General features: G+C 62.0%; 27 protein-coding genes and 1 tRNA gene. 8 read left to right on the top strand and 20 right to left on the bottom strand.

Going from position 1 to position 26,690, the window contains the following annotated elements; all coding sequences use genetic code 11:
* Positions 1 to 129 precede the first annotated feature (129 nt).
* From IPF76_RS20655 to IPF76_RS20645, 3 genes are read left to right on the top strand one after another with little or no spacing between them, the layout of a single operon-like run.
* Complete coding sequence (locus tag IPF76_RS20655; protein WP_293847548.1) at positions 130 to 1,677, top strand: tyrosine-type recombinase/integrase; 1,548 nt, start codon at positions 130 to 132, stop codon at positions 1,675 to 1,677.
* The gene (locus IPF76_RS20650; protein WP_019053427.1) at positions 1,671 to 2,585 is read left to right on the top strand and encodes a tyrosine-type recombinase/integrase; all 915 of its coding nucleotides are present in this window, start codon (positions 1,671 to 1,673) and stop codon (positions 2,583 to 2,585) included. Before IPF76_RS20655 ends, IPF76_RS20650 begins: the two co-directional genes overlap by 7 nt.
* A complete protein-coding gene (locus tag IPF76_RS20645; protein WP_019053426.1) occupies positions 2,582 to 3,598 on the top strand; it encodes a tyrosine-type recombinase/integrase in 1,017 nt (338 codons plus the stop codon). The genes IPF76_RS20650 and IPF76_RS20645 overlap by 4 nt, the downstream gene beginning before the upstream one ends.
* Here the strand turns inward: IPF76_RS20645 and IPF76_RS20640 are convergent.
* From IPF76_RS20640 to IPF76_RS20630, 3 genes are all read right to left on the bottom strand, one after another.
* A complete protein-coding gene (locus IPF76_RS20640; protein ID WP_082737013.1) occupies positions 3,588 to 4,892 on the bottom strand; it encodes a hypothetical protein in 1,305 nt (434 codons plus the stop codon). The two genes, IPF76_RS20645 and IPF76_RS20640, sit on opposite strands and share 11 nt — an antisense overlap.
* 249 nt (positions 4,893 to 5,141) lie before the next feature.
* A complete protein-coding gene (locus IPF76_RS20635; protein ID WP_293847547.1) occupies positions 5,142 to 7,613 on the bottom strand; it encodes a strawberry notch-like NTP hydrolase domain-containing protein in 2,472 nt (823 codons plus the stop codon).
* A 72-nt stretch (positions 7,614 to 7,685) separates the two neighbouring features.
* Positions 7,686 to 8,582, bottom strand: coding sequence for a toprim domain-containing protein (locus tag IPF76_RS20630; RefSeq protein WP_293847546.1), 897 nt, complete (start codon positions 8,580 to 8,582; stop codon positions 7,686 to 7,688).
* A 125-nt stretch (positions 8,583 to 8,707) separates the two neighbouring features.
* Here IPF76_RS20630 and IPF76_RS20625 point away from each other — a divergent pair, with 125 nt between their 5' ends.
* The gene (locus IPF76_RS20625) at positions 8,708 to 9,367 is read left to right on the top strand and encodes a lytic transglycosylase domain-containing protein (protein WP_293847545.1); all 660 of its coding nucleotides are present in this window, start codon (positions 8,708 to 8,710) and stop codon (positions 9,365 to 9,367) included.
* The gene (locus tag IPF76_RS20620; protein WP_293847544.1) at positions 9,355 to 9,582 is read left to right on the top strand and encodes a DUF5818 domain-containing protein; all 228 of its coding nucleotides are present in this window, start codon (positions 9,355 to 9,357) and stop codon (positions 9,580 to 9,582) included. Before IPF76_RS20625 ends, IPF76_RS20620 begins: the two co-directional genes overlap by 13 nt.
* A gap of 21 nt (positions 9,583 to 9,603) precedes the next feature.
* On the opposite strand, the gene IPF76_RS20615 is transcribed toward IPF76_RS20620, so the two are convergent.
* The 13 genes from IPF76_RS20615 to IPF76_RS20555 all read right to left on the bottom strand — a co-directional run bounded on the left by IPF76_RS20615 (position 9,604) and on the right by IPF76_RS20555 (position 19,685).
* Positions 9,604 to 10,857 (bottom strand): integrase arm-type DNA-binding domain-containing protein, encoded by a 1,254-nt coding sequence (locus IPF76_RS20615; protein WP_293847543.1) that lies wholly within the window; start codon positions 10,855 to 10,857, stop codon positions 9,604 to 9,606.
* Positions 10,858 to 11,035: 178 nt separating this feature from the next.
* Positions 11,036 to 11,112 (bottom strand) — tRNA-Met (locus IPF76_RS20610).
* 61 nt (positions 11,113 to 11,173) lie between these two features.
* Positions 11,174 to 11,659, bottom strand: coding sequence for a 2'-5' RNA ligase family protein (locus IPF76_RS20605; protein WP_293847557.1), 486 nt, complete (start codon positions 11,657 to 11,659; stop codon positions 11,174 to 11,176).
* Between the two features lie 73 nt (positions 11,660 to 11,732).
* The gene (locus IPF76_RS20600; protein WP_293847542.1) at positions 11,733 to 12,293 is read right to left on the bottom strand and encodes a peroxiredoxin; all 561 of its coding nucleotides are present in this window, start codon (positions 12,291 to 12,293) and stop codon (positions 11,733 to 11,735) included.
* Between the two features lie 104 nt (positions 12,294 to 12,397).
* Positions 12,398 to 13,147: an alpha/beta hydrolase gene (locus tag IPF76_RS20595; RefSeq protein WP_293847541.1), complete on the bottom strand. Its 750-nt coding sequence runs from the start codon at positions 13,145 to 13,147 to the stop codon at positions 12,398 to 12,400.
* A gap of 5 nt (positions 13,148 to 13,152) precedes the next feature.
* Positions 13,153 to 13,392, bottom strand: a complete 240-nt coding sequence (locus IPF76_RS20590; protein ID WP_293847540.1) for a hypothetical protein — start codon at positions 13,390 to 13,392, stop codon at positions 13,153 to 13,155.
* Between the two features lie 55 nt (positions 13,393 to 13,447).
* Complete coding sequence (gene mltG / locus IPF76_RS20585) at positions 13,448 to 14,389, bottom strand: endolytic transglycosylase MltG (protein ID WP_293847539.1); 942 nt, start codon at positions 14,387 to 14,389, stop codon at positions 13,448 to 13,450.
* 223 nt (positions 14,390 to 14,612) lie between these two features.
* The gene (gene fabF, locus IPF76_RS20580) at positions 14,613 to 15,872 is read right to left on the bottom strand and encodes a beta-ketoacyl-ACP synthase II (protein WP_293847538.1); all 1,260 of its coding nucleotides are present in this window, start codon (positions 15,870 to 15,872) and stop codon (positions 14,613 to 14,615) included.
* Between the two features lie 182 nt (positions 15,873 to 16,054).
* Positions 16,055 to 16,291: an acyl carrier protein gene (locus tag IPF76_RS20575; protein WP_003039428.1), complete on the bottom strand. Its 237-nt coding sequence runs from the start codon at positions 16,289 to 16,291 to the stop codon at positions 16,055 to 16,057.
* A gap of 230 nt (positions 16,292 to 16,521) precedes the next feature.
* Positions 16,522 to 17,577 (bottom strand): hypothetical protein, encoded by a 1,056-nt coding sequence (locus IPF76_RS20570; protein WP_293847537.1) that lies wholly within the window; start codon positions 17,575 to 17,577, stop codon positions 16,522 to 16,524.
* Positions 17,546 to 18,274: a hypothetical protein gene (locus IPF76_RS20565; RefSeq protein ID WP_293847536.1), complete on the bottom strand. Its 729-nt coding sequence runs from the start codon at positions 18,272 to 18,274 to the stop codon at positions 17,546 to 17,548. Before IPF76_RS20565 ends, IPF76_RS20570 begins: the two co-directional genes overlap by 32 nt.
* 414 nt (positions 18,275 to 18,688) lie before the next feature.
* Positions 18,689 to 18,988, bottom strand: coding sequence for a VOC family protein (locus tag IPF76_RS20560; RefSeq protein ID WP_366499762.1), 300 nt, complete (start codon positions 18,986 to 18,988; stop codon positions 18,689 to 18,691).
* A gap of 184 nt (positions 18,989 to 19,172) precedes the next feature.
* Positions 19,173 to 19,685 (bottom strand): DUF3617 domain-containing protein, encoded by a 513-nt coding sequence (locus tag IPF76_RS20555; protein WP_293847535.1) that lies wholly within the window; start codon positions 19,683 to 19,685, stop codon positions 19,173 to 19,175.
* 88 nt (positions 19,686 to 19,773) lie between these two features.
* Between IPF76_RS20555 and uvrB the strand changes: the two genes are divergently transcribed.
* Positions 19,774 to 21,960, top strand: a complete 2,187-nt coding sequence (uvrB, locus tag IPF76_RS20550) for an excinuclease ABC subunit UvrB (protein ID WP_293847556.1) — start codon at positions 19,774 to 19,776, stop codon at positions 21,958 to 21,960.
* A 99-nt stretch (positions 21,961 to 22,059) separates the two neighbouring features.
* Complete coding sequence (locus tag IPF76_RS20545) at positions 22,060 to 23,562, top strand: peptidase S10 (protein WP_293847534.1); 1,503 nt, start codon at positions 22,060 to 22,062, stop codon at positions 23,560 to 23,562.
* A 35-nt stretch (positions 23,563 to 23,597) separates the two neighbouring features.
* On the opposite strand, the gene IPF76_RS20540 is transcribed toward IPF76_RS20545, so the two are convergent.
* The 3 genes from IPF76_RS20540 to IPF76_RS20530 are packed head-to-tail and all read right to left on the bottom strand — an operon-like array spanning position 23,598 to position 25,230.
* On the bottom strand, positions 23,598 to 24,035 hold the full coding sequence (locus tag IPF76_RS20540; protein WP_293847533.1) for a hypothetical protein: 438 nt from the start codon (positions 24,033 to 24,035) through the stop codon (positions 23,598 to 23,600).
* A 23-nt stretch (positions 24,036 to 24,058) separates the two neighbouring features.
* Positions 24,059 to 24,667, bottom strand: a complete 609-nt coding sequence (locus IPF76_RS20535) for a TetR/AcrR family transcriptional regulator (RefSeq protein ID WP_293847532.1) — start codon at positions 24,665 to 24,667, stop codon at positions 24,059 to 24,061.
* A gap of 8 nt (positions 24,668 to 24,675) precedes the next feature.
* Positions 24,676 to 25,230, bottom strand: coding sequence for a DUF4287 domain-containing protein (locus IPF76_RS20530; protein WP_293847531.1), 555 nt, complete (start codon positions 25,228 to 25,230; stop codon positions 24,676 to 24,678).
* A gap of 98 nt (positions 25,231 to 25,328) precedes the next feature.
* Here IPF76_RS20530 and IPF76_RS20525 point away from each other — a divergent pair, with 98 nt between their 5' ends.
* Entirely contained in the window at positions 25,329 to 26,030 is a 702-nt protein-coding gene (locus IPF76_RS20525) for an NRDE family protein (protein ID WP_293847530.1), read from the top strand.
* Between the two features lie 34 nt (positions 26,031 to 26,064).
* On the opposite strand, the gene infC is transcribed toward IPF76_RS20525, so the two are convergent.
* Entirely contained in the window at positions 26,065 to 26,586 is a 522-nt protein-coding gene (gene infC / locus IPF76_RS20520) for a translation initiation factor IF-3 (RefSeq protein WP_293847529.1), read from the bottom strand.
* Positions 26,587 to 26,690 lie beyond the last annotated feature (104 nt).

The following is a 26,690-nucleotide window of genomic DNA, read 5'->3' as shown; positions in this document are numbered from 1 at the left end:
TCACGTATTCTTTGCAGTCGCAGTTTATGTCGAGCGTGGTGGCGGGAGGCGCAGGTTTCCTTCGGTTTTCCATGATTTCACTCCAGATAATTACGGTTCCCTCGACCTCAACAAGTCGAAGGAACCAACATGCGATCAAGATCATCATTGCCGTTTCGAGCGGCCCCGCTCCGGGTCGAAGACCCGCCCAGTCACGGCACCCTTCTCACCACATTCCTCTCCTCTCAGTCGCTCGACGAGAAGTCAGGCTGTGCGGTTCTGTATGGCGCGGCGGTCCGCCATTTCCTGCATTGGCTGGGCCTGCATAGGATCGCCATCCGCACGATTGACGATCGGGCTGTCCGGCGGTTCGAGAAGCATGGGTGCCGGTGCCACCGGTATTCGGCGCAGCAAGCGCACTACAAGGCTGACCAAGCAGCAAGGGTCAGGCGCTTCGTCCGGTTCCTGGAAGATCAAGGCTACGTCGAAGTCGACGACGGGATCGACGATCTGCCACGGCACCTCGCCGACTATTCCGATGCGATCGATCGCCTGCAACTTGCCGAGGGACCGGCACAGGCCTATCGGTCCGAGGCCGAGCATTTCGTGGCCTGGCTTCGCATGGCGCGGCGCCAATGGATCGATATCGATGACACGATCATCGACCACTATGCAGCGCATGATTGCCGATGCCCGGTCTGGCGCAAGCGGGGCAAGTTGGTCGCAACGGGCACCAAGCGGCGGCGGCGATGCGCACGGCACTTCGTCGGGTTCCTGCGAGGCCGGGGTGTCATCCCATCGGTTGAACCGGTGGCGGACGATGACCCGCACATGTCGGCTTACTTGGCATGGCTCAAGCAACACCGCGGCGCCACGGACGAGACGATCCGGCGCTACCGGACCGATATCAGACGGCTCATGCCAATGCTGGGCGAGCCTTCGCAATGGGATGCCGCCGGACTCAGGAGCGCATTCCAACGACGAAGCAAGGAGACGCCGGGGTCGGCATCGCTGCTCGTCACGATAATGAGGAGCTACATCCGGTTTCTGGTCGTGCGTGGCGAGTGCCGGCCGGCATTGTTGCATGCAGTTCCATCAGTACAGCGCTACCGCCTTTCGACGCTGCCGCGCCACGTCGACCCGGCAACGATCGAGAGGATCATTGCGGCCTGTCCGACAGATCGTCCGGTGGAAGTCCGGGACAAGGCCATCATTCTCCTGCTCGCCAGGCTCGGCCTGCGGGCTGCCGATATTCAGAACATGCGTCTCGACGACATCGACTGGCGATCCGGCCACCTGACGGTCAAGGGCAAGACGCGTCGACCGGACCGCCTGCCATTGCCGCAGGATGTTGGCGACGCGATCCTGGCATATCTTGCGGCAGCCCGCCCGAAGGCCGCCGAAGAGCATCTGTTCCTGCGTGCACAAGCACCGTTTCGGCCATTCCGCTCGTCCGCTGAGATAGCGGGCATCGTCGCTCGTACGCGCGACCGCGGTGGGATCGAAGGAGTGCCGACCGGGTCGCACATATTCCGGCATTCGCTTGCCACCAACCTGCTGCGCGCGGGCGCAGGCCTGGAGTCCGTCGGGACCATCCTGCGTCACAGCTCGCCCGAGACCACTGCCATCTACGCCAAGGTCGATCTGCCGATGCTCATGAAGATCGCGCAGCCCTGGCCGGGAGAACAGTCATGCTGAACATCCACATTTCCAGATACGTGGCGCTGCATCGCAGCCTCGGGCTGAAGTTCTCTGAACAGGAACGCATGCTGCGCCTGTACGCCGCCTACGCCGGGGGTTTCGGCGATCGGCACACTCAGGTCCAGCGCATCTACGACTGGTGCCATACGTCGAGCTCACAATATGTGGCCCGCCGGAGGTTCGACACCGCACGTAACTTCAGCCTTTTCGCTCACGCCGAAGATTCAGGCCACGAAGTTCCGCCTGCCGGCGTCTTCGGTCGGGGCAAGCGGCCACGCCCGACGCCGACCATCATTGAGCCGGACCAGGTGCGGGCGATCATGACTGCTGCATTGGACGTTCCACCCCAAGGCACGATCAGCCCACACACGTACCATTACCTGTTCGGGCTGCTGGCGGCGACAGGTCTCCGGATTTCCGAGGCCCTCGCATTACAATGCAAAGATCTGGTCGAGGATGGCCTGATCGTCCGCAACGGCAAGTTTGGCAAGCAGCGGCTGATTGCCTTGCAGCCATCGACGCGCCAAGCACTCGAAGCCTATCTCGCCCTCCGCGAGAAGCACGCGGCCAGGGGCAACGACCTGTTCGTCACTATCCGGGGACGGGCACCGCACAAGGTGCGCGCCCACGTCGTGTTCGTCAGATTGGCCCGGCAGCTCGGATATCGTGGACCAACCGGTACGGCGGGCATGCGACTCCACGATCTGCGGCACACCTTCGCTGTCCGTTCCCTTGAGTCCTGCCCACCTGACAGGGAGGCCATCGCTCACCACATGGCCGGTCTCAGTGTCTATCTGGGGCACGCGTCGGTCGCCAACACGTACTGGTATCTCGAGGCCACTCCGGTGCTGCTGCGCGACATTGCGGCTGCGAGCGAGCAGCTTTACCGGGGAGAGGCGGCATGACGGCGCTCGCTCCGCATCTCTCGGCATACCTGCGTGAGCATCTGCCACGCGAACGTGCTGTCAGCCCGCACACAGTGAAGACTTATGCCAACTGCTTCGTCCTCCTCGTTCAGTTCGCTGCCGATCGGCTGAAGCGTCGGCCGACCGATCTTGAGATCGAGGATCTCGGCCCCGACATGATCATGGCTTTCCTGGACCATGTCGAGACCGGGCGCGGCAGCTGTGTGCGGACCCGCAATGGCAGGCTCGCCGCGATCCGGTCCTTCTTCCGGTACATCGAGTATCGGATTCCGGCCTGCCTGGATCTGGCCCTCCGCGTCAGATCGATCCCGACCAAGAAGACCGACAAGGCGCTGATCGACTACCTCGACCGGGCCGAGATCAAGGCTTTGCTCGATGCCCCGGATCCCCGGACACGCCTTGGCACCCGCGATCGCGCGATGCTGCATCTGGCCTATGCCGGCGGGCTGAGGGTGTCGGAACTCGTAACGCTGCAGCTGCGCGATTTCCCGGACCGCTCCCTGTCCACCGTGCACATCATGGGCAAGGGTCGGCGTGAACGGGTCCTGCCGCTCTGGAAAGAGACCCAGTTCGTATTGCGCGCGTGGCTTGCGATACGGCCCGACGCGCAAGCTGCCGAGATATTCCTCAATGCCAACGGGCAGCCCATGACCCGCGACGGATTTGCGTTCCGTTTGGCCGAGCACGTCAAGACCGCGGCAACGAAGCAGCCGTCGATCCTTGGCAAGCGGGTTACGCCGCACGTGCTGCGGCATTCCTGTGCGATGCACACGCTCGCGGCGACCGGGGACATTCGCAAGGTTGCATTGTGGCTCGGCCACGCCAGCATCCAGAGCACCGAGACCTATTTGCGCGCCGATCCCGAGGAGAAGCTGCAAATCCTCGCGGCTCACGGCGCACCCGCCATCAGGCCCGGGCGCTTCAAGCCGCAAAGCGACGATCTACTATCAATGCTTCAGGAAATACGTGCAGGAGGTCATGTCAAAATTTGACACAGGTCCGCATCGCAGTTCGAAGCGCCAGTGGCGCTCCCGCCAACAAAGCTTCGCCTTCGAGGCGGCCGTTGATGCGTAGCATAACCGAACCGTTTTGACGGAGAAGCATCGGAATGAGTTGGGAACCAGTGAGGTTGGCCTGCCAAAACGTGCTCTGAGCGTTCGCGCGGCCGGTCGGAATGTCAATTAATCGACCAGCAAAATTCCATGTAACCGTAACGCGCGGCACCGTCGCGGGCTTGTTAAGGAGCATGGCCATCATGGGGCGGTTGCCTTCACAAAACAGGCTAAACGACTTGATGTTTGGCGAAGCAGCTACATCGACATAGGCCATTGGGGCGCGACCTTGGACCGGCACGACCTCCCAAGCAGTCCCAGGCAGCGGCACTGCGTCCTCAGGTGGGCTGTCCATAAGCAGGCGAGCAATGTCCTGGGGCACGGGCAAGCGGCCTCCTTGAGGCGCATAGACCGTCAACTTTCCCTTTTCCCAAAGGCCAATTTGAACAGCACGGCGATTTGCATCAAGCAAAACATAGGCTTGCTCTACACCGCCTTGATGCGGCGCATTTCCCGTAACCCAATAGAGAGATCCTTGTCGTTGGAGACCGGATATCGCCGAAAGATTGCTGGCCAGCAGGTCTATTTTGCGGCCCAAACGCGAACGTATCGCGTCAGCTATCGGACCACTTGTCAAAAGATCTATTCCGTTGGGATCGGAATCACTTTGGAATTTTCCTATGGAACTCGCAAGATTGGTCCAGGCTAGCGGCGTCGGTTTTCCCAAGACTGGCCTTGCTTGCAGAGGTGCTTTTGAAGCAGCAGATGCCGGCCCAGACCCCTTGCACAAGAGCAGTGGGGATTGCGACACGAGCGCTGACTTGAACGGATCCAGGCGCTGTCCAGGCGCGACGTCTGCTTCAAGGCGGACTACGCCTCGCTTTTCGTCGTCATTGACCGTCAAGATCACGCGTCCGAAATCGTTGGCATTGACAGGAAAAGGAAAAAAGACCGCGCTAACGCCTTCATAGGTCGGGCCAAGAAACGAAGCCGCGTACTCAAACCGGGTGCTTTTTACAGTCTGACCAGACGCTTTGAAAGTAAAGCCGGTTTCGTTGATCTCAAGGCTCGCCCCTCGAGAGCAATCGCCACGCGGCGCATACGAGCCATAGCTTCCTTCGAGATCCATGCCTTTTAATGACGTCAATGTCACTGCGCCTGCGACGCCGGGCAAGCCCAGAAAAATCCCTGCGAGAAAAACGATAATGGGGCGCTTGGGCAGTTTGTTCGGCATGGCAGATCTCCATGGCGGACAGCCTTGCATCGGGACCTCGATTGAAAGCGACGAACGACTGCCTCGGGGATTTTCTACAACCTGCACCATTCCAGCGGTGCCGACAATCCTAACGGCCCCAGCATTCAACCTTGTCAGGCAATTATCTGGAGTGAAATCATGGAAAACCGAAGGAAACCTGCGCCTCCCGCCGCCACGCTCGACATAAACTGCGACTGCAAAGAATATGTGTAAATGTTGAGCTCAACATTACACATAGTCGCGGGGACTGAGATCGATTTCCAGGTCTTCGCGTTCCTCATCGGAAAGATCAGCAAGGCGGCGATCGAGCATGGCCTCAGCGGTCGAGACAAGTTGGACGACCGCAGCATGTCCCTCCGCTAGCGCCGCGTCGATTGCCGGTATCAGGCTCGGCAACTTCATCGAGAGGAGGAGCTGGGCAAAGAAGCGCTGCTTGGTTCCCTCGAAAATCGACAGCGCGGCCGACTTGGCACCGCTGTTGAGCGTGTTGCCGCTGTCCTGATCGACGATGCGAGTTTCCTCGAGCGCCTCGCGCAGATTGGTATGGATAACCGCCCAGGCCTCAGCGTAGGCATCGTAGACCGCGATCTGGTCCTCTGTGAGGCAATGCTCGAGAATGTCGTATTCGACGCCCGCGAAAGACAAGGCGCGCGCCGTGTAGAGGCCGAGTGATTTGAGATCGCGCGCGACCAGTTCCATTGCAGCGATACCGCCATCACGGATATCGGCCACGAAGGTTTCGCGGTTGGCAAAGGCAGTCTCCGGCCCCCAGAGCCCCAGGCGCGTTGCATAGGCGAGGTTGTTGACGTCCGATGCACCGGTCGCCGAGGCGTAGAGCACTCGGGCGCGGGGCAGCAGGTTCTGCAGGCGCACGCCGGCGATGCCCTGTTCCGAACCTTTGACACGGCCACGCGAACCCTCACCCCCAGCGGCATTGGCCATGGCGTGTGCTTCATCGAAGACCATCAGCCCGTCGAAATGTTCACCCGCCCATTCGATGATCTGGTCGAGACGGGTGGCATCGCTCCTGCCGGAGCGCAGGGTCGGATAGGTGACGAATAGAATACCCTCCCGCATCGAAACCTGCGTGCCGAGCTTCCATTGACCGAGCGGCTGAATGTCGATGGGCAGGCCTCCCAGCGCCAACCAGTCGCGCCGTGCATCCTCCAACAGGGCTTCGTTCTTGGATATCCAGATATGGCGTTTCTCACCGCGCACCCAGCGGTCGAGAATGACGCTGGCGACCTGGCGCCCCTTCCCAGCCCCGGTGCCGTCGCCGAGGAAGTATCCCATACGATAGGCATGACCTTCGGCGCTGGGTTTGAGGATGCATCCTTTGTCTTCCGGCGCGAACCTGCCCGGAAGATCGCGCGCATGAGCATTGGCAGCATAGATCAGTGTTTCCGCCTGCGCCGAAGAGAGCAGTCCCTTGGCGATGAGGCCAGAAGGCAGCAAGGGCACTTGTGTCGGGATTGGCGCGGTGATCGAACCCATGGCTACGGACTCGACCAAGGGCGTTGGATGATCGGCGGCATCCGGGATCAAAATGCGGCTTGGCCGATAGGGCAGATAGTGCCCGACCTGCTCGGCGATCGGCGCGGGTTCGGTCAAAGCTTCAAAGGTGCATGGGACAATGTCCGTCGCGGCACCTGCGCGCGCGGGTGGAACTGGGCGCAGGCTGCTCCCGCCAGTTACGAGGCTCAGCAGAGCTCCCTGCGGCCTCGTCGGCATCGCCGCCGGGAACTGATCGGTCTCCCTCGGCGGCAGGGCATCGATGAGGTCACACAGCTCGGAAAGCGTGGATGTGGTCGCCGCAACGGGATCGTTGCTCGGCAGGGTCTTGTCGAGGACCATAAGCCTGGTCGTGATCGAGGTGCCCGAGCGCACGAAAGCGCGTTCGATCCGGGCATTGAGGCGCACAGCGATAGGACCGGTCGTGCCTGAAACAAAGCGATGCAGATCGAACCACTCGGGCATCACAGCAACGAGCCTGCCGCCTGCCGCTAGCCGCTTCCAGGCCGAGCGCAGGTGCCGACCGCCCGTTCGCCCATCAGCCCCGCGCTCCACCCCATGCGAATAGGGCGGGTTCATCAGGACGACGCTGGGGGCAAGATTGGGATCGAGCAATTCGTCGATCAGCTCGCCATCATGGCCGGAAATCGTGGCTTGCGGAAACAGGTTGGCAAGGCATTCACGGCGCAGCGGTGAGATTTCATTCAAGGCAAGACGGGCACCAGCGGCCTCGGCCCACACCGCCAGCATCCCCGTGCCAGCAGATGGTTCGAGCGCCACCTCGGATGCGCCGAAGGCGCAAGCGCGTGCGGCAAGCCAGGCGAGGTGTGGCGGTGTGGCAAACTGTTGCAGTTCGATTTGCTCTTCGCTTCGCACAGTCTGGCTCGGCAACTGGGCTCCAAGCCGGTCAAACACGTCCCTGGCTGTTTCGGGCGGTGATGACAGCCTGAGCTGCGGGCTATTCTGCAACCAGAGGACTTGCGCGAGTTCAAGCGCGGCATGGGCATCGCGGACCGACCAGCGGGCCTCGGCATCGCTGCCGCCGAACTGCTCGGTGAGCACAGCATTAAGGGTGGGACGCGTGATGACCTCGCCGGCATCAAGCCGCGCTACCAGTGATCGTGCTGCCGCAAGAACCAGTGGCTCGGGTGAGAGGGGAAAGGCAAACGCGGGTGACAAATTGGACATGGGACCTCCTGACGAGACCCAATCCGTTTGCAGGCCTCAAAAGGCCCAAAGCCCTCTCTCCTCTGCACTCGCTCAGCCGACGGCCTTGGTGCGCGCCGTCAGGACATCGTTCCAGTCTTCGCCTTCCCGCACGGGGCGCCTCGGTACGATGCGGCGGCCATCACAATGATAGGCCTCGCGAGCGCGCTCTTCGGCAAGGTTGCCACCGGCATCGTGATCGATGAACAGGTGGAGTTCGCGCACGCTTTCAGGAATGGTCACCAGGCCAAACCGCTCATTGCCGAGTGTCGCCCAACACGGGATCCCGAAGAGCTGCTGGGCTGAAAGTGCGCTTTCGATACCCTCGGCAAGGCCGAGCCTGCCGCCGCGCGGCATGGCCAACCGCACCGTGCCCGAGCCAAGGCTGCCCAGCGCGCGCTTGGGGCCATCGAAACGCGCCAGGCTGGAAGTTTTCGGCTCAAGGAATGTCCGGTGAAGTGCCAGTATGCCCTCGTCGTTGCGAACAGCGGCGAGCATGGCAGGCAGAAACCGGACCGATCCCTTGGGGCCAAGCGGTGTACGAGCGTGGTAGCGCAGGTCGGGCGACGATATCCTGATCTGGCGGCCCGCAAGATAGGCTTGTGCCGGGCCATCCGTCAGGGCCGAGGCTGCCCGCCACAGCCTGAGGGCGTTCTGGTTAGCCACTTCGTCCCGGGTCCGCGGAGCGATCGGCTCCCCTCTGCCGTCGAAGAGTTCGGCAGCTTTGACACCGATCCGGTCCAGGCTCGCCAGGACCGCCTCATTCGAGCACCCGGCAAAGCAGTGGAACAGGATCGCGCGGACGCCGATGGTGACGCTCAGCGACGGTGTGCGATCGTCATGTGCAGGGCAGCAGCACATACCGCGTGACCGCGACCAAGTGCCATCAAGCGCTTCGACAATTTCTCGGGCACGCTTTTCCAGGCGTTCCGGCACTCGGGTACGGGGCATGGGCTATCTCCAGTCCAACATGCCTCCACCGCGCAGCCTCCGCTCTGCGCCCATTACAATGCGTTTTCCTACAATGCATGTTCTTTATATGTTCTCATGCGATTCGGCTAGAGAAGGAATCGACGATGAGACTGAAATTCGTTGGCTTGGGCTTGGTGGCAGCATGCGTATGCATTGGGCCACCTGCGTCTGCACAGGAGCGAGCAGCCGCTTCTCCCGAAAACCAGGATCTACAAACCATGGGCTTTCGCGTGGAAGAAAAGCCCGACGGTTTTCAACTGGTGACGCATGGAGTGTGGAAAGCCCCGGCCTCCGAACAAGCCGTTGCTATGGCTCCTTCTGTCGGACCTAACCCATTCTACGCGACCAAGCCGAGCCGCGGTTCCGCCAAACAGGCGACAAGCTTCAGGAGGGCGGTGTACTTGCCCCACGTCTATGCCGCTGAGGCACAGTTTTCTCTGCCTTCGGGGCTGCTCGACGCGCTCATCTGGACCGAATCGCGGTATAATCCTGTCGCCGTCAGTAGAGCTGGAGCGGCTGGCCTTGGGCAACTGATGCCTGGCACCGCGCGTGACCTCGGAGTCTCGAACCGGTTCGACCCGAAGGAAAACCTCCTGGGAGCCGCGCGCTACCTGCGGCAGATGCTCGACAAGTTTGGGGTGGTTCACCTCGCGGTGGCCGCCTACAACGCTGGCCCCGGCGCCGTGGAACGCTCCGGAGGCATCCCGCTCAACGGCGAAACTCCTGGCTACGTCCGGGATGTGCTCAACCGTTGGCGATTCTGACAATGAAGAGGTCTGATTTGAGTGGCTCACGCAAACGCGTGGTCGGTATTTTGAGCCACGGCCAACGCGGCTTGCTCCTGACCACAAACGAGGATGAAGTATGGATCCTCGAGCGCGACGAAAGCGGCGATGACCTTGTCGGGAGCAAGGTCATCGTAGAAGGGGTAGTCACCGGCTTCGATCGTCTGCGCGTTGACTGGATTGGCAGCGCATAGCGGCCAATGGCGAACGCTGGCTCAAGCAGCCTTCTTGCGTGTTTGCGACAAACCCATTTTCTCCTGATCGGCGAGAAAGTCAGCCCAGTCCTGCATCATCCTGCGCCGTGGGACCATATACTCGGCAGCATTGTAGGCCCCGCGCACCTCATTGTCCTCTGAATGGGCCAATTGCATTTCGACCCAGTCCTCGTGATACCTGCGTATCCACATGGCCGGTTTGCCGAATTCAACCAGTTGCTCGTTTGCCCACGTGCTCGCAAGTCCCCTGAAGCCATGCACAGTCTGTCTCGAATGATATCCGAGGCGATACAAAGCATAGATCATGGTATTCTCGGACAGCGGCTTCTTCGGCGCCACCCCGGGAAACAGGAATTCGCCGGTACTGGCGATAATCATGCGCCGGGCGATCGTTGCGGCCTGCTTTGAGAGCGGCACAAAGTGCTCGCGTCCCATCTTCATCCGTTCAGCGGGAATCCGCCAAACCGGCGCTTTGCCGTCCAGGTCTTCAAACTCGGATCTCACAGCGAACCGAAGCTCCTTGGTTCTGACCCAAGTCAGGAGCGCAAACGTCACAGCGTCGCGAGTGATCGCAGACCGCCGGTCTCCCTCCTCCTCATACTTCTGGAGCTTCAGCAAGAACTGAGGCAACTCAGTCAGCGGCAGCCGGCTCATATGCTTGACGCGCGGACGAGGCTTCAAGGCGCCCCGCAGGTGGGTAGTCGGATCGGAAGATACCAATCCACAAGCGATCGCGAATTGGAATATCTGCCCGACACCCTGCTTGGCCCGACGGCTGATATCCAGCGCTCCCCGCGCCTCAATCTTACGGATCATCTCAAGCACGTCTGGCGGAGTGATCTCATGCATCATCTTGCTACCCAAGGCGGGGAACACGTCGCGTTCTAGCCGTGACCAGACGCGCTGCGAATGTGCAGCATCGAGGCTTGATTCTCGGTTCTCGTGCCAGCGTTGAGCAACGGACAAGAATGTAGCCGCGCCTTCAGGCATCATGTCCGCCTTGTTGGCCATCGGATCCTTGCCTTGGGCGAGCAACTGTTTGGCCGCACAACGTTTTTCGCGCGCAGCAGAAATCCCCAGATCAGGGTAGGCACCGAACGACAGCAGCTTCTCCTTGCCGCCGAACCGGTACTTCATACGCCACAGCTTTGAACCGTTTGGCTGCACCAAGAGGAACAATCCCTCACTGTCGGCCAGCTTATAGGCACGGTCTTTTGGCTTGGCGTTTTTGGCTTCCAACTCTTTGAGAGGCATTGGGGGTATCGCTCCATTTGCGTACCCCGACAAAATACCCCCAAAATACCCCCACGCCAAATCTGGCTGCATGCGGAAGCGCTCGGCGGCACATGGACGCGAATCACCCGCAACCCTCAGGAATTCTGCGATTTTCTGGAAGAATCCGGAAGTCTGTGGAAGCTTCCGGAAAAGGGGATGGTAGCGGAGGAGGGACTCGAACCCCCGACACGCGGATTATGATTCCGCTGCTCTAACCAGCTGAGCTACTCCGCCCCGAAGGGTCGCCGCGACGGGCGAGCAGCGCCTATAGGCACGGTGTTGGCGCGGGTCAATATCATGTACGAGCCCCGCGAAAATTCCGAGCAAAGGCGGCTTCCCATGGCCCGCCGCGATAGTGATGGGCGGCGAGCCCGGTGATCGCCAGCAGGCGCGGCTGAAAATCGGCGGCGAGTTCAGCGAGCAGCGCACGCGCATCGCTGGCCGCAACCTTGTTCTGGACGGTGATGTGCAACCGCGGCGTGCCCTTGTCCTGTGCGGTCAGCATACCGGTGAAGTGATCGGCGATGCGCTCACGGATCGCGAGCAGGCCCGGGCTCTCGATGCGATAGGCGACGCCCTTGCCGAGCGAATAGACTTCGCGCAGCCGCGCGGCGGGCGGCGGGGTGTCGGCCGCGATGCGGCGGATCAGGCCGTCGAGTTCGCCCAGCGCCGACGGCGGGAGCTGGTGGAACAGCGTGATATGCGCCGCGAGATAGTTGCGTTCGGGCGGGAAATGCGCGGCGCGCAGCGTGTCGAAAATGCGCTGGTCGGCCGCACCCATCGTCGCGGTCACGATGATGGGTGCGGCGCCAGCGGCCCGGATGGGAGGGGGGATGGCCGGGCCGCTTATTGGTTTAGGCCGCCTGCGACAGCTTGCCCTGATAGGGGTTCGCTTTCACCCACTCGAGCGCCTTTTCCGGGGTCGATTCGACATAGGGATCGGCGTCGGTGCCGACATCGTTGATGCCGGGTTCAACGAACATCTGAACGACGACGCCATCGTCGACGATCGCGGTGTAGCGCCAGCTGCGCATGCCGAAGCCAACATGATCCTTGTTGATGAGCATGCCCATGCGGCGCGTGAAGGCACCCGAGCCGTCGGGGACCATCTTGACGTTCTGGACGCCGAGGCTCTTGCCCCAATTATACATCACGAACGCGTCGTTGACGCTGATGCAATGGATGTCGGCGACGCCTTCGGCAGCGAAATCGCCATAAAGGCGCTCGAAACCCGGGCACTGCTCATTCGAGCAGGTCGGGGTGTAGGCGCCGGGCAGGCCGAACAGGATGTGGCGACCGGTGCCGAAAGCTTCGCCGGTGTCGACGTCCTGCCAGCGGAACGGGTTCGGGCTGTCGACGGCCTCGTCGCGGACGCGCGTCTTGAGCGTCACGGCGGGAACGGGCTGATTGATCATGGGAGAGAATCCTTTCTGTGGGATTTTTTGTGCGGCGCACCAAAAGCAGACCGGCGCGTGCAGGTCAAATCGAGTTGGCCGCTTATATTGATTGAGTCAGGCGATCAGAGCGAAGACCAAAAGCGATGCAATGCCGCCGCGACCTCTGCAGGCCGCTCGGCGATCGCCCAATGCCCTGCCCCTTCGATGACGGTGAGCGGGATGCCGGTGTTGGCAGCGAAGCGCTGCGCGACCGACAATGGCACATATGGGTCGTCGGCGCCCCAGATCAACGCCCCCTGCGCCGGCAATTTGTCGATATCGCGCGCCCAGTCATGCTCGAAGCTCAACCCCTTGGCCGAGCGATAGAGTTTCAGGATCGCGCGGCGCTTGTCCTTGTGCGCCCATTGCGCAGCCTCTTCAGCTGCGATGTTGGCGGGCATGCCCTGCGCGACCAGTCCCTCCGCAAGCTTGGCGGGCTTGCTCAGCGCCATGAAGATCTCGCCGAGGATCGGGGTGTTCCAGATCCGCGCAACGCGGTGACCGCGATAGTCGGGATCGATCACCGCGTTCGAGATTGCCCAGCTGCGCAGTAGATCGGGCCGCAGCATTGCAACGCGCTGCGCGATCAGCGCGCCCCAGTCGTGACCGACGATATCGATCGGTCCGTGCGCCGCAAACAAGACCTCGGCCTGCCCAATTGCCCAGTCGGCATAAGCGTCCTTGGTGGCGGGAACACCCTCGGGCAACGGCGCGGTGAAGCCGGGGAGCGCGGGAACCGTGACGGATGCGTCGACAAGATCGAGCGCGGCCAGCAGCGGGCGCCAGATCGCCGGGCTGTCGGGAACGCCGTGGAGGAAGAGTTTGGCAACCATCCGGCTCAGCCTTTTCTATCCGTCAGTTGATGCGGGCATTGCAAGTCCGGGCCATAGCGCCAGAAATTCCATCCACCACGCGCCGGGTATGAAAATTCCATCTCTTGATTGACCCGGTAGACGTGAGCGCCACAGGCGTCGCATCGATGATCATAGATCGGAATGAACGCGATCACAAAGCCTAGCCAGGCGGCGACAATAAACGGTATGGATTGCGCGAAAATCCCGACCAAGAAGATCGGCATCAGGATTTTCGTGGCTAAAAAAAGCGCTGATGATGCTTGATCGCGAAGCCCCGCACTACTCGATCTCCCCGCGGTCTCTTCGCAGCTGATACCATTTCTGCACATTCGCATTATGCTCCGACAGCGTGCGCGCAAAGATATGGCCGCCGTCGCCTTTCGCGACGAAGAACAGATAGTCGGTCGGCGCGGGGTCGAGCACCGCGGCGATCGATGCTTTGCCGGGGTTGGCGATCGGCCCCTTGGGCAGGCCGATCATGCTGTAGGTGTTGTAATCGTTCACCGCCTGGATTTCGGAGCGCAGGATGCGGCGGCCGAGCGGTTTGCCCTTGGTGAGCGGGTAGATGATCGTCGGATCGGCCTGCAGCTTCATGCCGACCGCCAGCCGGTTGGTATAGACCCCTGCGACGGTGCGGCGCTCGGCGGGAACGCCGGTTTCTTTCTCGACGATCGAGGCGAGCGTGATGGCTTCGTTGCGGTCCTTGGCGGCGGTACGCGGGGTGCGTTTGGCCCATAATTCACTGAAGGCCTTATCCATCGCCGCCTGCATACGTTTGACGACCGCGGCGCGGGTTTCGCCGGTGGTGAAGGCGTAGCTGTCGGGCAGGATGCTGCCCTCAGGCGGCACGGGAATTTCGCCGGTCAGCCGCTTTTCGGCCATCAGCCGGTCCCATACCATGATCGACGGCATGCCTTCGGGGATCATCACGAGGCGCTGGATTGTCTTGCCCGACTGGAAAAGCGCGAGGATGTCGCCCGCGTCCATCCCCTTTTCGATCTGATACTCGCCGGGCTTGATCGGGTCGTCGGAAGCGAAGAAGCGCGCTTCGTTGCGGAAGCTCGAGGCGGAGACGGCGCCCGCTTTTTCGAGGATCTCGCCCGCCTTGGCAATGCTTGCACCCTGCGGGATCACGACAACCGTATCCTGCGGAGCGCCGCCCGAGCAGGCTGCGAGCAGCAGGGCCAAAATGGCGATCGTCAGCCAGCGGAACGGATACACCAGATTCTCCCAATCTTGCCCTTAAAGCGACAACAGATGCGCATGTGCGCGTTCAAGTGTCTCCTATGTCACTTCAGGCCGGAGCCCGGCGACAAGGCTGATAGAGCATGGCGGCAAAATGTAGGAAAGAGGTTTTCGTTCGTCATTGCGAGCGCAGCGAAGCCGTCCAGAGCGGCGTACCACACTCTGGATCGCGTCGCTGCGCTCGCAATGACGGTGTCTGTCAGTCGATCGCTTTCACGATCACGCTCGCATTGGTACCGCCAAAGCCGAAGCTGTTGTTCAGTGCCGCCTTGACCGGACGCTTTTTCGCGGTGTGCGGCACGAGGTCGACGCCGTCGGTGCCTTCGTCGGGATTGTCGAGATTGAGCGTCGGCGGGACGATCTGGTCGCGGATCGCGAGGATACAGAAGATCGTCTCGACCGCGCCGGCGCCGCCGAGCAAGTGACCGATCGCCGATTTGGTCGAGCTCATCGACACATCGCCGATCGCGTTGCCGAACAGACGCTTGACCGCGCCGAGTTCGATCGTGTCGGCCATCGTCGAGGTGCCGTGGGCGTTGATATAGTCGATGTCCGACGGGGTCATGCCCGCCTTCTTCAACGCCATTTCCATCGAGCGATATGCGCCTGACCCATCGGGATGTGGCGCGGTGACGTGATAGGCGTCGCCCGACAGGCCGTAACCGACAACTTCGGCATAAATCTTGGCGCCGCGCGCCTTGGCATGCTCATATTCCTCGAGCACGACAACGCCCGCGCCCTCGCCCATGACGAAACCGTCGCGGTCCTTGTCATAGGGGCGGCTCGCCGCTTCGGGGCGGTCATTATAGCTCATGTTGAGCGCCCGGGCCTGCGCAAAGCCGGCGATACCGATCGGGCAGATCGTCGCCTCGGCGCCGCCCGCGAGCATGATGTCGGCGTCGTCGTCGCGGATCATCCGCGCCGCATCGCCGATCGAATGAGCGCCCGTCGAGCAGGCGGTAACGACGGCGTGGTTCGGCCCCATCAGGCCGTATTTGATGCTGACCTGACCCGAGATCAGGTTGATCAGGCGGCCGTGGACGAAGTGCGGCGACACGCGGCCCGGACCCTTTTCGGCGAGCAACAGGCTTTCGCTTTCGATGCCCGGCAGGCCGCCGATGCCCGACCCGATCGAGCAACCGGCGCGCAGCTTCTGCGCCTCGGTCATGTCTTCCAGGCCGGCGTCCTCGATCGCCTGGCCGGCAGCATCGATGCCGTAAATGATGAACGGATCGACCTGGCGCTGCACCTTGTGGTCGACGCGCTTGCCGGGGTCGAAACCATATTCATGGTCGGGCCCCTTCACCTCGCACGCGATCGTGCATTTATAATCGGAGGCGTCGAAATGGGTGATCTGACCGGCGCCCGATTTGCCCGCCAGCAGATTGGCCCATACGGTTTCCACGTCGGCGCCCAGCGGCGTCACCAAACCCAATCCCGTCACGACAACGCGGCGCATAGTCAGTCCTTTCGTCGGCCCCTGCCCAGCAGGTTCCCGCATTACATCTATTGGCACGCTTCTAACGAGCGCTGGGCCATAAAAAAGCTTCCCGGTCCCTGCACGCGAGCGCTCGGAACCGGGAAGCCGGAAACGCGTGGGCAGCGTCGCCGCCGCGTCCGGCGATGCCGGACCGGGCCGAATTAGCCCTTGTTCGCTTCGATATAGTCGATCGCGTCCTTGACGGTGGCGATCTTTTCCGCCGCGTCGTCAGGGATTTCGACGCCGAACTCTTCCTCGAACGCCATGACCAGCTCGACGATATCGAGACTGTCGGCGCCCAGATCATCGATGAAGCTCGCTTCTTCGGTAACCTTGTCGGCTTCGACGCCCAGATGTTCGACGACGATCTTCTTAACCTTTTCGGCCGAATCGCTCATGCGCTATTCCTTTTCTGACTAAGCCGTGAATATTGGAATTTGCCCTAGTGTCCGGGGACGGGGCTGGCAAGAGGGCTGGCACCTCCCGACCGAAAACCACCGCATCGCCCCCAAACCCCCCTGCAAAAAGCCGGACGCCTCACTTTGCGTCCTGCACCTGACACGACAAATAAGAAATGGCGGGGCTGGCTGCAAGCTTGATCGAGGCGCGCCTGCCGATGGCCAACCCATCAGGGCGACGGCTTTGCCGGCACAACACCCGAATCGCGTAGCGCGGCCGACGCCCGCTGGATCACCACCGGGGTAATCATGAAGCGGCCTAGCACAATTTCGGGCGCAGCGGTCGCGGGCTGGCGGGTATAGGCGAGCAGGCGGCGCCATTGCGCCTGCCCCGCCGCGACGTCGCCCTGCCGGGCGATGACGATCGCGCGCACCAGCATATATTGCGGCTCCATGTTGCTGGGCGAAGGCATCCGATCGAGCACCGCAAGCGCTTCATCTTGTTCGCCGCGCTGCGACAGGATGAAAGCCAGCGTAACCGCCGGGACGCCAGGGAAGGAATCGTCGAGCGCCAGCGACCGACGGAGCAACGCCTCCCCCTCGGCCACCTGCCCGCATGTTGTCTTGAACAACCCCAGAAAGCCCGCCATGTCAGGGTCATAGGGGTTAAGCCGCCGCGCGGCGTCGCCCATCGTGTTGCCGCCCGAACAATTGCCGACGTAAAAATTCGCACGCGCCACAGCGAAGAGTCCGGCCGTCGAATTGGGGCTTGTTTCATACGCCTTGAGCGCCAGCGCGCGCGCTTCGGCAAAGGCGTCACGCCCTGCGGGGGTCGCCCGCTGTGGCTGCCAGTCGCCAAAGCGGAGCAGCGACAGCGCCGAGAGGGCGACAGGGTCGCGCTCATCCCGCTTCAGCGTTGCCCGCAGGCAAGCATCGACCTGCTTGGAACCGGCGGGGCTGCGCATCTGGCGCAGCCGGTTGAACTGCGCGAGACAGGGAAAGCCGGGGGCAAAATTGTCGCGCTGCCGTTGGACCTGATCGCGCACGATGACACCATAATCGCCGGCGATTTGGGCGATGATCGGCTCCATCGCGGAGAATGCGGGGGTATCCTCATCGAGCACGCGAATCTGCTGTGACCAAATCGCGCGCTGATCGGCGACGCGGTTCAGTACCAGCGTGACCTCGGCATTGCCGCCAAGGTCACGGACCAGCGACGCGTCGAGCCGATAGTCGGCGGCGCGCCGCCCCGCCTCACCGGGCGTCTTTGAACTTAACAGATCCACCAGATCGAACCGCCGCAGCCCATCGCGCAGCTTCCCATCGAGCGCGCGCGCAAACGCCCGCGACGGCGACGTATTTCCTGCCACCGGGGCGCTGACCTCGAGCAGCGGCATCGGCGCTGGCAAACAACCGGTCGGAATCCCCGCGCAGCGTCCACAACGTGAAGAGCGCAAGCGCAAGCAGGACAAGCGCGACGACCCAGCGTCCATAGCGCGGCGCGGCGGTCGGCAGATGACTGGCGGCGCCAGGGACACGCGGTGCGCGAGTTCCATTGGCGGTGGTCGCGGTCTTGACGTCACCCTCGCCGCCCGGTTCGTCCATCGAACGCGATGGCGGCGCAACGCGGTGCTGAACAACAACCTCGTAACTGCCCTGCGGAACGCGCAGGCGATGAAGCCAGGGGGTATCGGCGTAGTAACGATCGAGCAGGGTGCGGAGCCGCCCGACCATGACGCGGGGATAGCTATCGACTGCCGGATCGAAATCTTCGCTGCGGCCGAGTGCCTCGGTCGCGATGGCATAGGCTTTGGGCGAACTGCGTCCACCGCGAAGGCGATGTTCGACCAGAAACTGCAGCAGGCGCGTTAACACGGGCGAACGGACAAACATCGGGGAGTCGAGCAGACGCTCCAGCTCGTCGGCTATAATCCGCTCGGTCTCGCCGGGATTCTGCGTCTCGTTCGCTTTCGCGTGGTCCATGCTACCCTCAAATGCCCGTGACGGACGGTGCGGGTGATACGCCATTCAACACGCGCGACCAGTAGTTGTTACTTCGACGTAACGGTAACAGGCGCGAGGTTCGACATATCAAAAGCACGGACCTTCGCCAATCCGCAAGCACAAAAGCGGAAACCTGGTGAAGTAAGGGTTAACAAATGGCGACATGGCGCCATGTGACCCCTTGTAACTGCCCCGATGGCGAAACCCTGTCATTCTTAGGGGGCCGTGTCATTCCTACGATGACGCGGCGTTGAGGCCGACAGGCGAAGGGTGCGAGCTGGTCCCTGGCATTCTTCAGACCCCCTCCGGCTTCAGTTCAAGACTTCGCCGGGTGGATCGACAGCCCCACCTGTTGCCCACCCGGCAAGTCGATCGAAGCCCTGGCCGCTGCCGTCAGGCCGGACCGATGCGAAAGACGCACAGCTTGTTGCCGTCGAGATCGCGGAAACAGGCGGCGTAAAACGCCTGATCGCCCTCGTCGCCGCGGACGCCCGGCGGACCTTCGCAAGTGCCGCCCAGCGCGATTGCCTTGGCATGCACGCCATCGACTTTGGCGCGTGCATCGACGACGATCGCGGCCATATGGCCGTTCCCGGCATGTGTCGGCTGACCATCATAGGGCCGCGTTACCGCGATCCCGGGTTGCCCCCAGCCTGTCGCATAAAGCGTAAAGCCATTGTCGTCGTCCGACATCCGCATCAATTCACTTGCACCGATCGTACCCAGCAGCGCAGCATAAATTCGCGCGCGCGCTCCAGATCGTCGGTTCCCATCGTCACATAGCCGAGCATCTTCTTGCTCCTTCGTCGGCGGCCGTGAAAAAGGGCGCCGGCTTTCGCCAGCGCCCCGCTCCTTTTTCTCAAGCCACAAAAAGCGCTCAGGTCGTTGCCGGCGCCTTGCATGGACCGGTGTGGGTGCTGGTCATCTGCATGACCATTTCCATGTCGCCGCCCGTGGGAATCTTGCCCTTGGTGGTGATCGTGACGTCGCTCTTCTTGGCTTCCATCGTGCCGTTCATCGCCATGTCGACCGTCTGGCCGTTGGCGGTACAGGTACCGGCGATGTCGATCGTGCCGCCCGCGATATTCTTTTTCGACCACTTGCACTCGCCGCCATTGCCCGGACCCTTGGCGAGTTCGGAGGCGATATCTTCCTTGTCGACCTGCTCCTGGGTGAAGCACTGATCCATGCCGCTGGCGCCTTCCATCATCTTCGCCATGCCCTCTTTCATTTCGGGGGGCATGCCGGGGACTTCGAATTTCACCAGCTTGACGTCGGTTTTCCAGTTACCGGCCTCGCGCTTCACCGCGCCGCCGGCATTCTCGCTTTTACCGCAGCCGGCCACCGCCAAGAGCGTGCCGACGGCTGCAATCGTCAAAATCTTTTTCATACCCTGTCTCCTGTGACTAGCCGCTGCCTGCTCTGTGGCGGACTCATTGCGATTGTGGACCCGCGCCATCGATACCATATTGTCGGCAATGGCAATTCAGATTCGTACATCGCTCGATGAAATCGACACGGCGGAGGGCTATGTCCCGCACCGTCCCGCGCGCCCCGACAAGGTCGAAGGCGGCAAGCGTTTTGAACTGGTTAGCGACTATGAACCGGCGGGTGACCAGCCCACCGCGATCCGCGAACTGGTCGATACCGCGCTGACCGGCGAGCGCGATCAGGTGCTGCTCGGCGTCACCGGATCGGGCAAAACCTTCACGATGGCCAAGATGATCGAGGCGTTGCAACGCCCCGCGCTGATCCTCGCTCCGAACAAGATCCTGGCCGCACAATTATATGGCGAGTTCAAAAGCTTCTTCCCGAACAATGCGGTCGAATATTTCGTCAGCTATTACGACTATTACCAGCCCGAAGCCTATGTGCCGCGGTCGGACACGTACATCGAGAAGGAAAGCTCGGTAAACGAGGCGATCGACCGCATGCGCCATTCGGCGACGCGCGCGTTGCTCGAACGCGATGATGTGATCATCGTCGCGTCGGTGTCGTGCCTCTATGGCATCGGCTCGGTCGAGACCTATTCGGCGATGATCTTCGATTTGAAGAAAGGCCAGGTCGCCGACAATCGCGAGATCATCCGCAAGCTCGTCGCACTCCAGTACAAGCGCAACGATCAGGCGTTCGCGCGCGGCAATTTCCGCGTCCGCGGCGACAATCTTGAAATCTTCCCGTCGCACTACGAAGACATGGCGTGGCGGATCAGCTTCTTTGGCGACGAGATCGAGGAAATCACCGAGTTCGACCCGCTGACCGGCAAGAAGATCGCGACGCTCGACCATGTCCGCATCTATGCTAACTCGCACTATGTGACGCCGGGGCCGACGCTCAAGCAGGCGAGCGAGGCGATCAGGCACGAGCTGACCGAGCGGCTCAAGGAACTGGAAGCCGAGGGCCGCCTGCTCGAGGCTCAGCGGCTGGAGCAACGCACAAATTTCGACCTCGAAATGATCGCCGCGACGGGCAGCTGCGCCGGGATCGAGAATTACAGCCGCTTCCTGACCGGCCGCCTGCCCGGCGAACCGCCGCCGACGCTGTTCGAATATCTGCCCGACAACGCGCTGTTGTTCGTCGATGAAAGCCATCAAACCGTGCCGCAGATCGGCGCGATGAGCAAAGGCGATCACCGCCGCAAGATTACGCTCGCCGAATATGGCTTCCGTCTGCCCAGTTGCATCGACAACCGGCCGCTGCGCTTTGCCGAATGGGACATGATGCGCCCGCAGACGGTGAGCGTGTCGGCGACCCCCGGCACATGGGAGATGGACCGCACGCAGGGCGTGTTCGCCGAACAGGTGATCCGCCCTACCGGGCTGATCGATCCGCCGGTCGAGATCAAGCCGGTCGAGGAGCAGGTCGACGACCTGATCGTCGAAGCGAAAAAGACCGCTGCGGCGGGGTACCGAACGCTGGTCACGACGCTGACCAAGCGCATGGCCGAGGATCTGACCGAATTCCTGCACGAAGCGGGAATGAAGGTCCGCTATATGCACAGCGACATCGAGACGCTGGAGCGTATCGAGATCATCCGCGACCTTCGCCGTGGTGTCTTTGATGTGCTGATCGGGATCAACCTGCTGCGCGAAGGTCTCGACATTCCCGAATGCGGGCTGGTCGCAATCCTCGACGCTGACAAGGAAGGGTTCTTGCGCAGCGAAACGTCGCTGGTGCAAACGATCGGCCGCGCCGCGCGCAACGTCGACGGCCGCGTGATCCTCTACGCCGACCGCATCACTGGCAGCATGGAACGCGCGATGCGCGAAACCGACCGCCGCCGCGAAAAGCAGCACGCCTTCAACCTGGAACATGGCATCACGCCGACGACGATCAAGCGCAACATCGGCGACATCATCGCACATGTAGCCTCGAAGGACGGCGTCGTGATCGACATCGGCGACGACAAGCCGGCGCACATGGTGGGGCACAATCTGCGCGCCTATATCCAGGATCTGGAAAAGCGGATGCGCGATGCGGCGGCCGACCTGGAGTTTGAAGAGGCCGGACGGTTGCGCGACGAAATCCGCAAGCTGGAAGCCGATGAACTGGGGCTTCCCGCAGGCGAGCAGGTCGCGCCGCGCGTCGGGCGCTCGAACGAAGGCAAGCCCGGGACGCGCAAGGGGCGGTTCGGGAAACAGAGCAAGACGAAATGGGGGCGCTAGGCGCGCACTTCGACAAAAGCCCCGTTGTAACCGACAAGTAGCCTTGCTGCATCCGCAGGCGCTGCATAGGGTCGCCCTCGCAATCGGGGAGAAATCAAAATGAAATCGGGTCTTTCGCTTCTCGCGCTGGCGCTTGCCGCCGCCGCGCCGTCGGTCCTCTATGCGCAGGATGCCGCCGACAAGGCGAAGGCCGAAAAGCCCGCTGAATACGAACCGCAGGTGCGCACCACCAAGCTGTCTGGAAGCTTCGGCGGGCAGCGGATCAACTATGCCGCGACGATCGGCGAGACGATCATCAAGAACAAGGAGGGCGTGCCCGAAGTTGCAGTCGTGACGACGTCGTACGTCAAGGAACCGCGCGACCCGAACCGGCCAATCACCTTCCTGTTCAACGGTGGCCCCGGCTCGGGCACCGTTTGGCTGATGATGGGGGCGTTCGGACCGAAGCGCGTCGCAATCCCCGGCACCGGCGTTGACGATGGCGCCCCGCCTTATCCGATCGTCGACAACCCCGACGCGCTGATGGACGTGACCGACGTCGTGTTCATCGATCCGCCCGGCACCGGCTTCTCGCACCTCATCGGCAAGGCCGACCCCAAGGATTATTACGGGGTGACGCAGGACGCCAAGCTGGTTGCCGAAGTCATCCGCCGCTGGCTCAACGACAATGGCCGCTGGAACAGCCCCAAATATCTCGGCGGAGAAAGCTATGGCACGACGCGCTCGGCCGCGGTCGCCAACCAGCTTATGAACGAGACCTACAACGACGTCGCCTTGAACGGCATCATCCTGATTTCGACCGTGCTCGATTTCGCCGCGGGCGCCGACACGCCGGGCAATGAATTGTCGCCGATCACCAACCTGCCCTCGATGGCCGCGACCGCACTTTATCATGGCAAGGCAAGCGCGCCGTCGGTCGAGGCTTTCGTCGAAGAAGCGCGGCAATGGGCGATCGGTCCCTATGCGACGGCGTTGCTGAAAGGGCAGAAGCTGCAGGGCGAAGAGCGCGCTGCGATCCGCCGCGAGCTAGCGCGCTTTACCGGCCTTTCCGAAACCTATCTCGACAGCGCCGATCTGCGCGTCACGCCCAGCCGCTTCTACAAGGAGCTGCTGCGCGACCGCGGGCTGACCGTTGGGCGCCTCGACAGCCGCTACACCGGCAAGGATTATGACAGCGCAGGCGAAGGGCCGGACAACGACCCCAGCTTCTATGGCATCGATGCGAGCTATACTGCGGCGATCAACAGCTGGAGCCGCGACGGGCTGGGATTCAAGACCGACCGCGAATATCAGTCGATCGGCCGGATCGGCGGCCAGTGGGATTGGCGGATCGGCGACCGCGACGCCAACAGCTACCTGAATGTCGCGCCCTATATCGGGCAGGCGTTGCGCGAAAATTCGGGGCTGAAGGTGCTCGTCGCGCAAGGCTATTATGACTTTGCAACGCCCTTTTTCGCAGCCGAATATGCGCTGTCACGCACCGGCATCCCGCAGGACCGGATCAGCTACACCTATTATGGCGCGGGCCACATGATGTATATCCGCGACGAGGATCGCCATAAATTGTCAGCCGATATTCGCGCCTTCATTCGGGCGCGATAACGAAAAGGGGCGCCATCGAGGCGCCCCTTTTTCAATCAGCGCAGCACACCCGATGCCGCCTGTCGCCGCGCATAAAGAAACAGCGCGATCACGATCACCCAGATCATCGCGGTGAAGATCATCGGGAACGATCCGAACATCCGTTCCAGATCGCCATAATGCATGCCGAACTGATAGATGCAGCTGATCGCCAGCCCGACGAGCGAAAGCAGAAACGCGGTCACCGCGTGGCGGCTGCGCACCAGCAACAGCACCGATCCCAGCAGAGATCCCCACACCCCCAGCGCCCAGCCAACATTCGCCCACAGCGGAAAACTGTAGAAATAGGCCTGCTGCTCGGCGGTGAAGGCAGCCATATATTCGGGATTTTTGAGCTTTGTCATCGTGTAGTCGAACGCACCAAACGCATTCCACAACAGCGATACGATGCCGACCACCCACAGATGCCACGGCGTTTTTCCAGCTTCGGTCATAATCGTCTCCCCCTCCAGAAAGATCAGGCGAAGCTATCACGCTTTGCCGATACCAGCAATGCAGTGATATAGTCTTGCAATACAGCGATGTTGCGGTCGAAATAGCCGATATCGCGATAGGTACGCGCCTGCATCACCGCGCCCTCCATCACGGTCAGCACAAATTCGCCGAGCGCTGCGCGGTCGGTTTCGCGCGGCAGGCGATCGCCCGCGGCATCGAAACAGCCCGCGATCGCTGCCGACCAGTTGGTGAAATTTGCCGCCATCAACTCGCGCACGACCGGATCGGGCTCGTGGATTTCGAGCGCGAGGCTGCCGATCGGGCAGCCGTAGGTACAATCGGTGACGATCAGATGGGTGCGATAGCCGGCAAGCAGCGCAAAGATCCGGTCGATCGGATCGTCGACGCCCTGCCAGTTCGGCGCGAACAGCATCTCTTCGATGCCGTCGCGATACATCTCGAGCACCCCGACCAGCACGTCCTGCTTGCCCGGAAAAAAATGATAGAGGCTGCCCGAATGAATCTGACTGCGCGACAGGATATCGGCGATCGACGTCGAGCCATAGCCTTTCTCCCAGAACAGCTCCATCGCAGTCATCAGGATGCGGTTGCGGGTATCGGTGGCGTTCATGTCCTGCCCTAGCCCGCCCGGTCGTAGGCGGCGCGCAGCCAATCGGCGACGTCGCCACCAGCCTCCTCACCCGCGGCGATCCGCACCCGGTGCGACACCATTGCGTTCCAGCTGCCCGCGAGCTCGAGCTTGCCAGCGGGCGCCTCGCCCTTCAGCGCCACACCGATGTCGAAGCGGTCCTTGGTCGAGGGCTGGAGCAGCGCGAACTGTTTCTTGCGGCGCAAGCTGACATAGCCCTTTTTGGGCGCCAGCTCGACGTCGCCGCCGAACTCCTGCACCAGAGCGACCAGCCGGTCGTACAGCGGCCGCCAATGCGCCCTGGCGCCCTCAAACGCTGCCGAGACGAGCGCGTCATCATCCTGCGACGCCGCCGACGATGCGTTGGCAGCATGAACGATCATATTGGCGTAGCCGTGACCAAGCCCGTGCGCTGATTTGAGGTGGTTAACCAGCGCCATATGACCTGCGATGCCAGCGGCGCGCGCGGTGACGATCCATTCGTCGAGTCCCTTGCCGGTCTTGGCGCGAAGGCTTTCGCCCATCTTCTCGAATTCGTCGGCCATCAGCGTCCTCCCTCGTCAAGATGACTTGATTGAACATTCAACCAAGCAGTTTGTCAAGACGCTTGGCAAGCAGCGCTCGACACGCGATAGGCGCACGCATGTGCGTCGTCGCCCTCGCCTGGCAGGTTCATGCTGACTGGCCGCTGATCCTCATCGGCAATCGGGACGAATTTCATGCGCGTCCCGCTGCACCGCTTGGTGCATGGGACGATGGCAGCGGGATCGTCGCGGGGCGCGATGTGTTGGCGGGCGGCACCTGGCTCGGCGCGCATCCAGCGAGCGGGCGGATCGTGGTCGTCACCAATGTGCGCGGCGCAATGCCCGATCCAACCAAAGAATCGCGCGGGGCGCTGGTTGCCGACATGCTGCGCGGCGACGGGCGTTTCGCCGATCCGGTGGCGACCGACCTCGGCAGCTTTAACGCTTTCAACCTGCTTGCTGTTGGCGATGGCAAAGCCCGGTTCCTGACCAATCGACCGCAATCCCAAATCAGGGCCCTTGGAGCGGGCATCCACGCGCTCGCCAACGAACCCGTCTACAGCCCCTGTCCGCGCGCCGAACGGCTGCGCGCCGCGCTCGCGGCGGTGGTCGAGGCACGCGCCGACCCCGAAGGCTTGCTCGATACACTGACCGCCGAGGCGGATCCTGCGCTGTTCCTGCGCGGCGACATTTATGGCACCCGCGCTTCAACGCTGGTTGCAGTCGCAGCGGATGGCAACGTGAAAATCGTCGAGCGCCGATATGAAGCGGGCGGCCGCTCCATCGGAACGACCGCCCTGCAATTTTCTGTCGATGTCTAATTCGCCATCCCAGCGAAGGCCGGGATGATGAAAGTCACTTCGGCGCGATGACCATCAGCATCTGACGGCCTTCGGTGCGCGGATGCGCCTCGACCTTGGCAATTTCCGATGTCAGTTCGGCGACGCGCTGCAGCACGTTCAGGCCCAGCTGGGTGTGGCTCATTTCGCGGCCGCGGAAACGCATGGTCATTTTGACCTTGTCGCCTTCCTCGAGGAAGTCGAAAACCTTGCGCATCTTCACGTCGAAATCATGATCGTCGATATTCGGACGCATCTTGATCTCTTTGATTTCCTGCGTCTTCTGGCTCTTGCGCGCCAGGTTCGCCTTTTTCTGCGCTTCGTATTTGAACTTGCCCACGTCGAGGAATTTGCAAACCGGCGGATCGGCGTTGGGGGAGACTTCGACCAGGTCCAGCCCGACAGAAGCCGCCTGCTCGATCGCTTCGGCGGTCAGCATCACGCCCAGATTTTCGCCTTCCTCATCGATCACGCGGACCTTGGGGGAGGCGATGAATTCATTGTATCGCGGGCCGTTTTTCGGCGGCATCGGCGCCATCGGGCGGCGAGTCGTGGGCGGTGGTATAGCTGTATCTCCTGATCGTTGACGGGCGGCGTGCGGAATCAGCGCGATTTACGCACGCCATGCTCATATAGTGAACG

Origin of the sequence: Sphingopyxis sp. (assembly GCF_016704835.1) — a bacterium.
Taxonomy (GTDB): domain Bacteria; phylum Pseudomonadota; class Alphaproteobacteria; order Sphingomonadales; family Sphingomonadaceae; genus Sphingopyxis.
This window is presented reverse-complemented; position numbering and strand designations above follow the sequence as displayed.

Excerpts from the sequence above, each read along its gene's own strand:
- IPF76_RS20605 (WP_293847557.1), bottom strand. The coding sequence starts at position 11,659 with ATGGGTGCGGCCGACCAGCGCATTTTCGACACGCTGCGCGCCGCGCAT.
- IPF76_RS20565 (WP_293847536.1), bottom strand. The coding sequence starts at position 18,274 with ATGGACCACGCGAAAGCGAACGAGACGCAGAATCCCGGCGAGACCGAG.
- IPF76_RS20630 (WP_293847546.1), bottom strand. The coding sequence starts at position 8,582 with ATGCCCCGTACCCGAGTGCCGGAACGCCTGGAAAAGCGTGCCCGAGAA.
- fabF (WP_293847538.1), bottom strand. The coding sequence starts at position 15,872 with ATGCGCCGCGTTGTCGTGACGGGATTGGGTTTGGTGACGCCGCTGGGC.
- IPF76_RS20640 (WP_082737013.1), bottom strand. The coding sequence starts at position 4,892 with ATGCCGAACAAACTGCCCAAGCGCCCCATTATCGTTTTTCTCGCAGGG.
- IPF76_RS20615 (WP_293847543.1), bottom strand. The coding sequence starts at position 10,857 with ATGCCTCTCAAAGAGTTGGAAGCCAAAAACGCCAAGCCAAAAGACCGT.
- IPF76_RS20645 (WP_019053426.1), top strand. The coding sequence starts at position 2,582 with ATGACGGCGCTCGCTCCGCATCTCTCGGCATACCTGCGTGAGCATCTG.
- IPF76_RS20530 (WP_293847531.1), bottom strand. The coding sequence starts at position 25,230 with ATGGCCGACGAATTCGAGAAGATGGGCGAAAGCCTTCGCGCCAAGACC.
- IPF76_RS20545 (WP_293847534.1), top strand. The coding sequence starts at position 22,060 with ATGAAATCGGGTCTTTCGCTTCTCGCGCTGGCGCTTGCCGCCGCCGCG.
- IPF76_RS20555 (WP_293847535.1), bottom strand. The coding sequence starts at position 19,685 with ATGAAAAAGATTTTGACGATTGCAGCCGTCGGCACGCTCTTGGCGGTG.
- IPF76_RS20560 (WP_366499762.1), bottom strand. The coding sequence starts at position 18,988 with ATGTCGGACGACGACAATGGCTTTACGCTTTATGCGACAGGCTGGGGG.
- IPF76_RS20600 (WP_293847542.1), bottom strand. The coding sequence starts at position 12,293 with ATGATCAATCAGCCCGTTCCCGCCGTGACGCTCAAGACGCGCGTCCGC.
- IPF76_RS20575 (WP_003039428.1), bottom strand. The coding sequence starts at position 16,291 with ATGAGCGATTCGGCCGAAAAGGTTAAGAAGATCGTCGTCGAACATCTG.
- IPF76_RS20625 (WP_293847545.1), top strand. The coding sequence starts at position 8,708 with ATGAGACTGAAATTCGTTGGCTTGGGCTTGGTGGCAGCATGCGTATGC.
- IPF76_RS20590 (WP_293847540.1), bottom strand. The coding sequence starts at position 13,392 with ATGCCGATCTTCTTGGTCGGGATTTTCGCGCAATCCATACCGTTTATT.
- infC (WP_293847529.1), bottom strand. The coding sequence starts at position 26,586 with ATGGCGCCGATGCCGCCGAAAAACGGCCCGCGATACAATGAATTCATC.
- IPF76_RS20540 (WP_293847533.1), bottom strand. The coding sequence starts at position 24,035 with ATGACCGAAGCTGGAAAAACGCCGTGGCATCTGTGGGTGGTCGGCATC.
- IPF76_RS20595 (WP_293847541.1), bottom strand. The coding sequence starts at position 13,147 with ATGGTTGCCAAACTCTTCCTCCACGGCGTTCCCGACAGCCCGGCGATC.
- IPF76_RS20525 (WP_293847530.1), top strand. The coding sequence starts at position 25,329 with ATGTGCGTCGTCGCCCTCGCCTGGCAGGTTCATGCTGACTGGCCGCTG.
- IPF76_RS20655 (WP_293847548.1), top strand. The coding sequence starts at position 130 with ATGCGATCAAGATCATCATTGCCGTTTCGAGCGGCCCCGCTCCGGGTC.
- uvrB (WP_293847556.1), top strand. The coding sequence starts at position 19,774 with ATGGCAATTCAGATTCGTACATCGCTCGATGAAATCGACACGGCGGAG.
- IPF76_RS20650 (WP_019053427.1), top strand. The coding sequence starts at position 1,671 with ATGCTGAACATCCACATTTCCAGATACGTGGCGCTGCATCGCAGCCTC.
- IPF76_RS20635 (WP_293847547.1), bottom strand. The coding sequence starts at position 7,613 with ATGTCCAATTTGTCACCCGCGTTTGCCTTTCCCCTCTCACCCGAGCCA.
- IPF76_RS20535 (WP_293847532.1), bottom strand. The coding sequence starts at position 24,667 with ATGAACGCCACCGATACCCGCAACCGCATCCTGATGACTGCGATGGAG.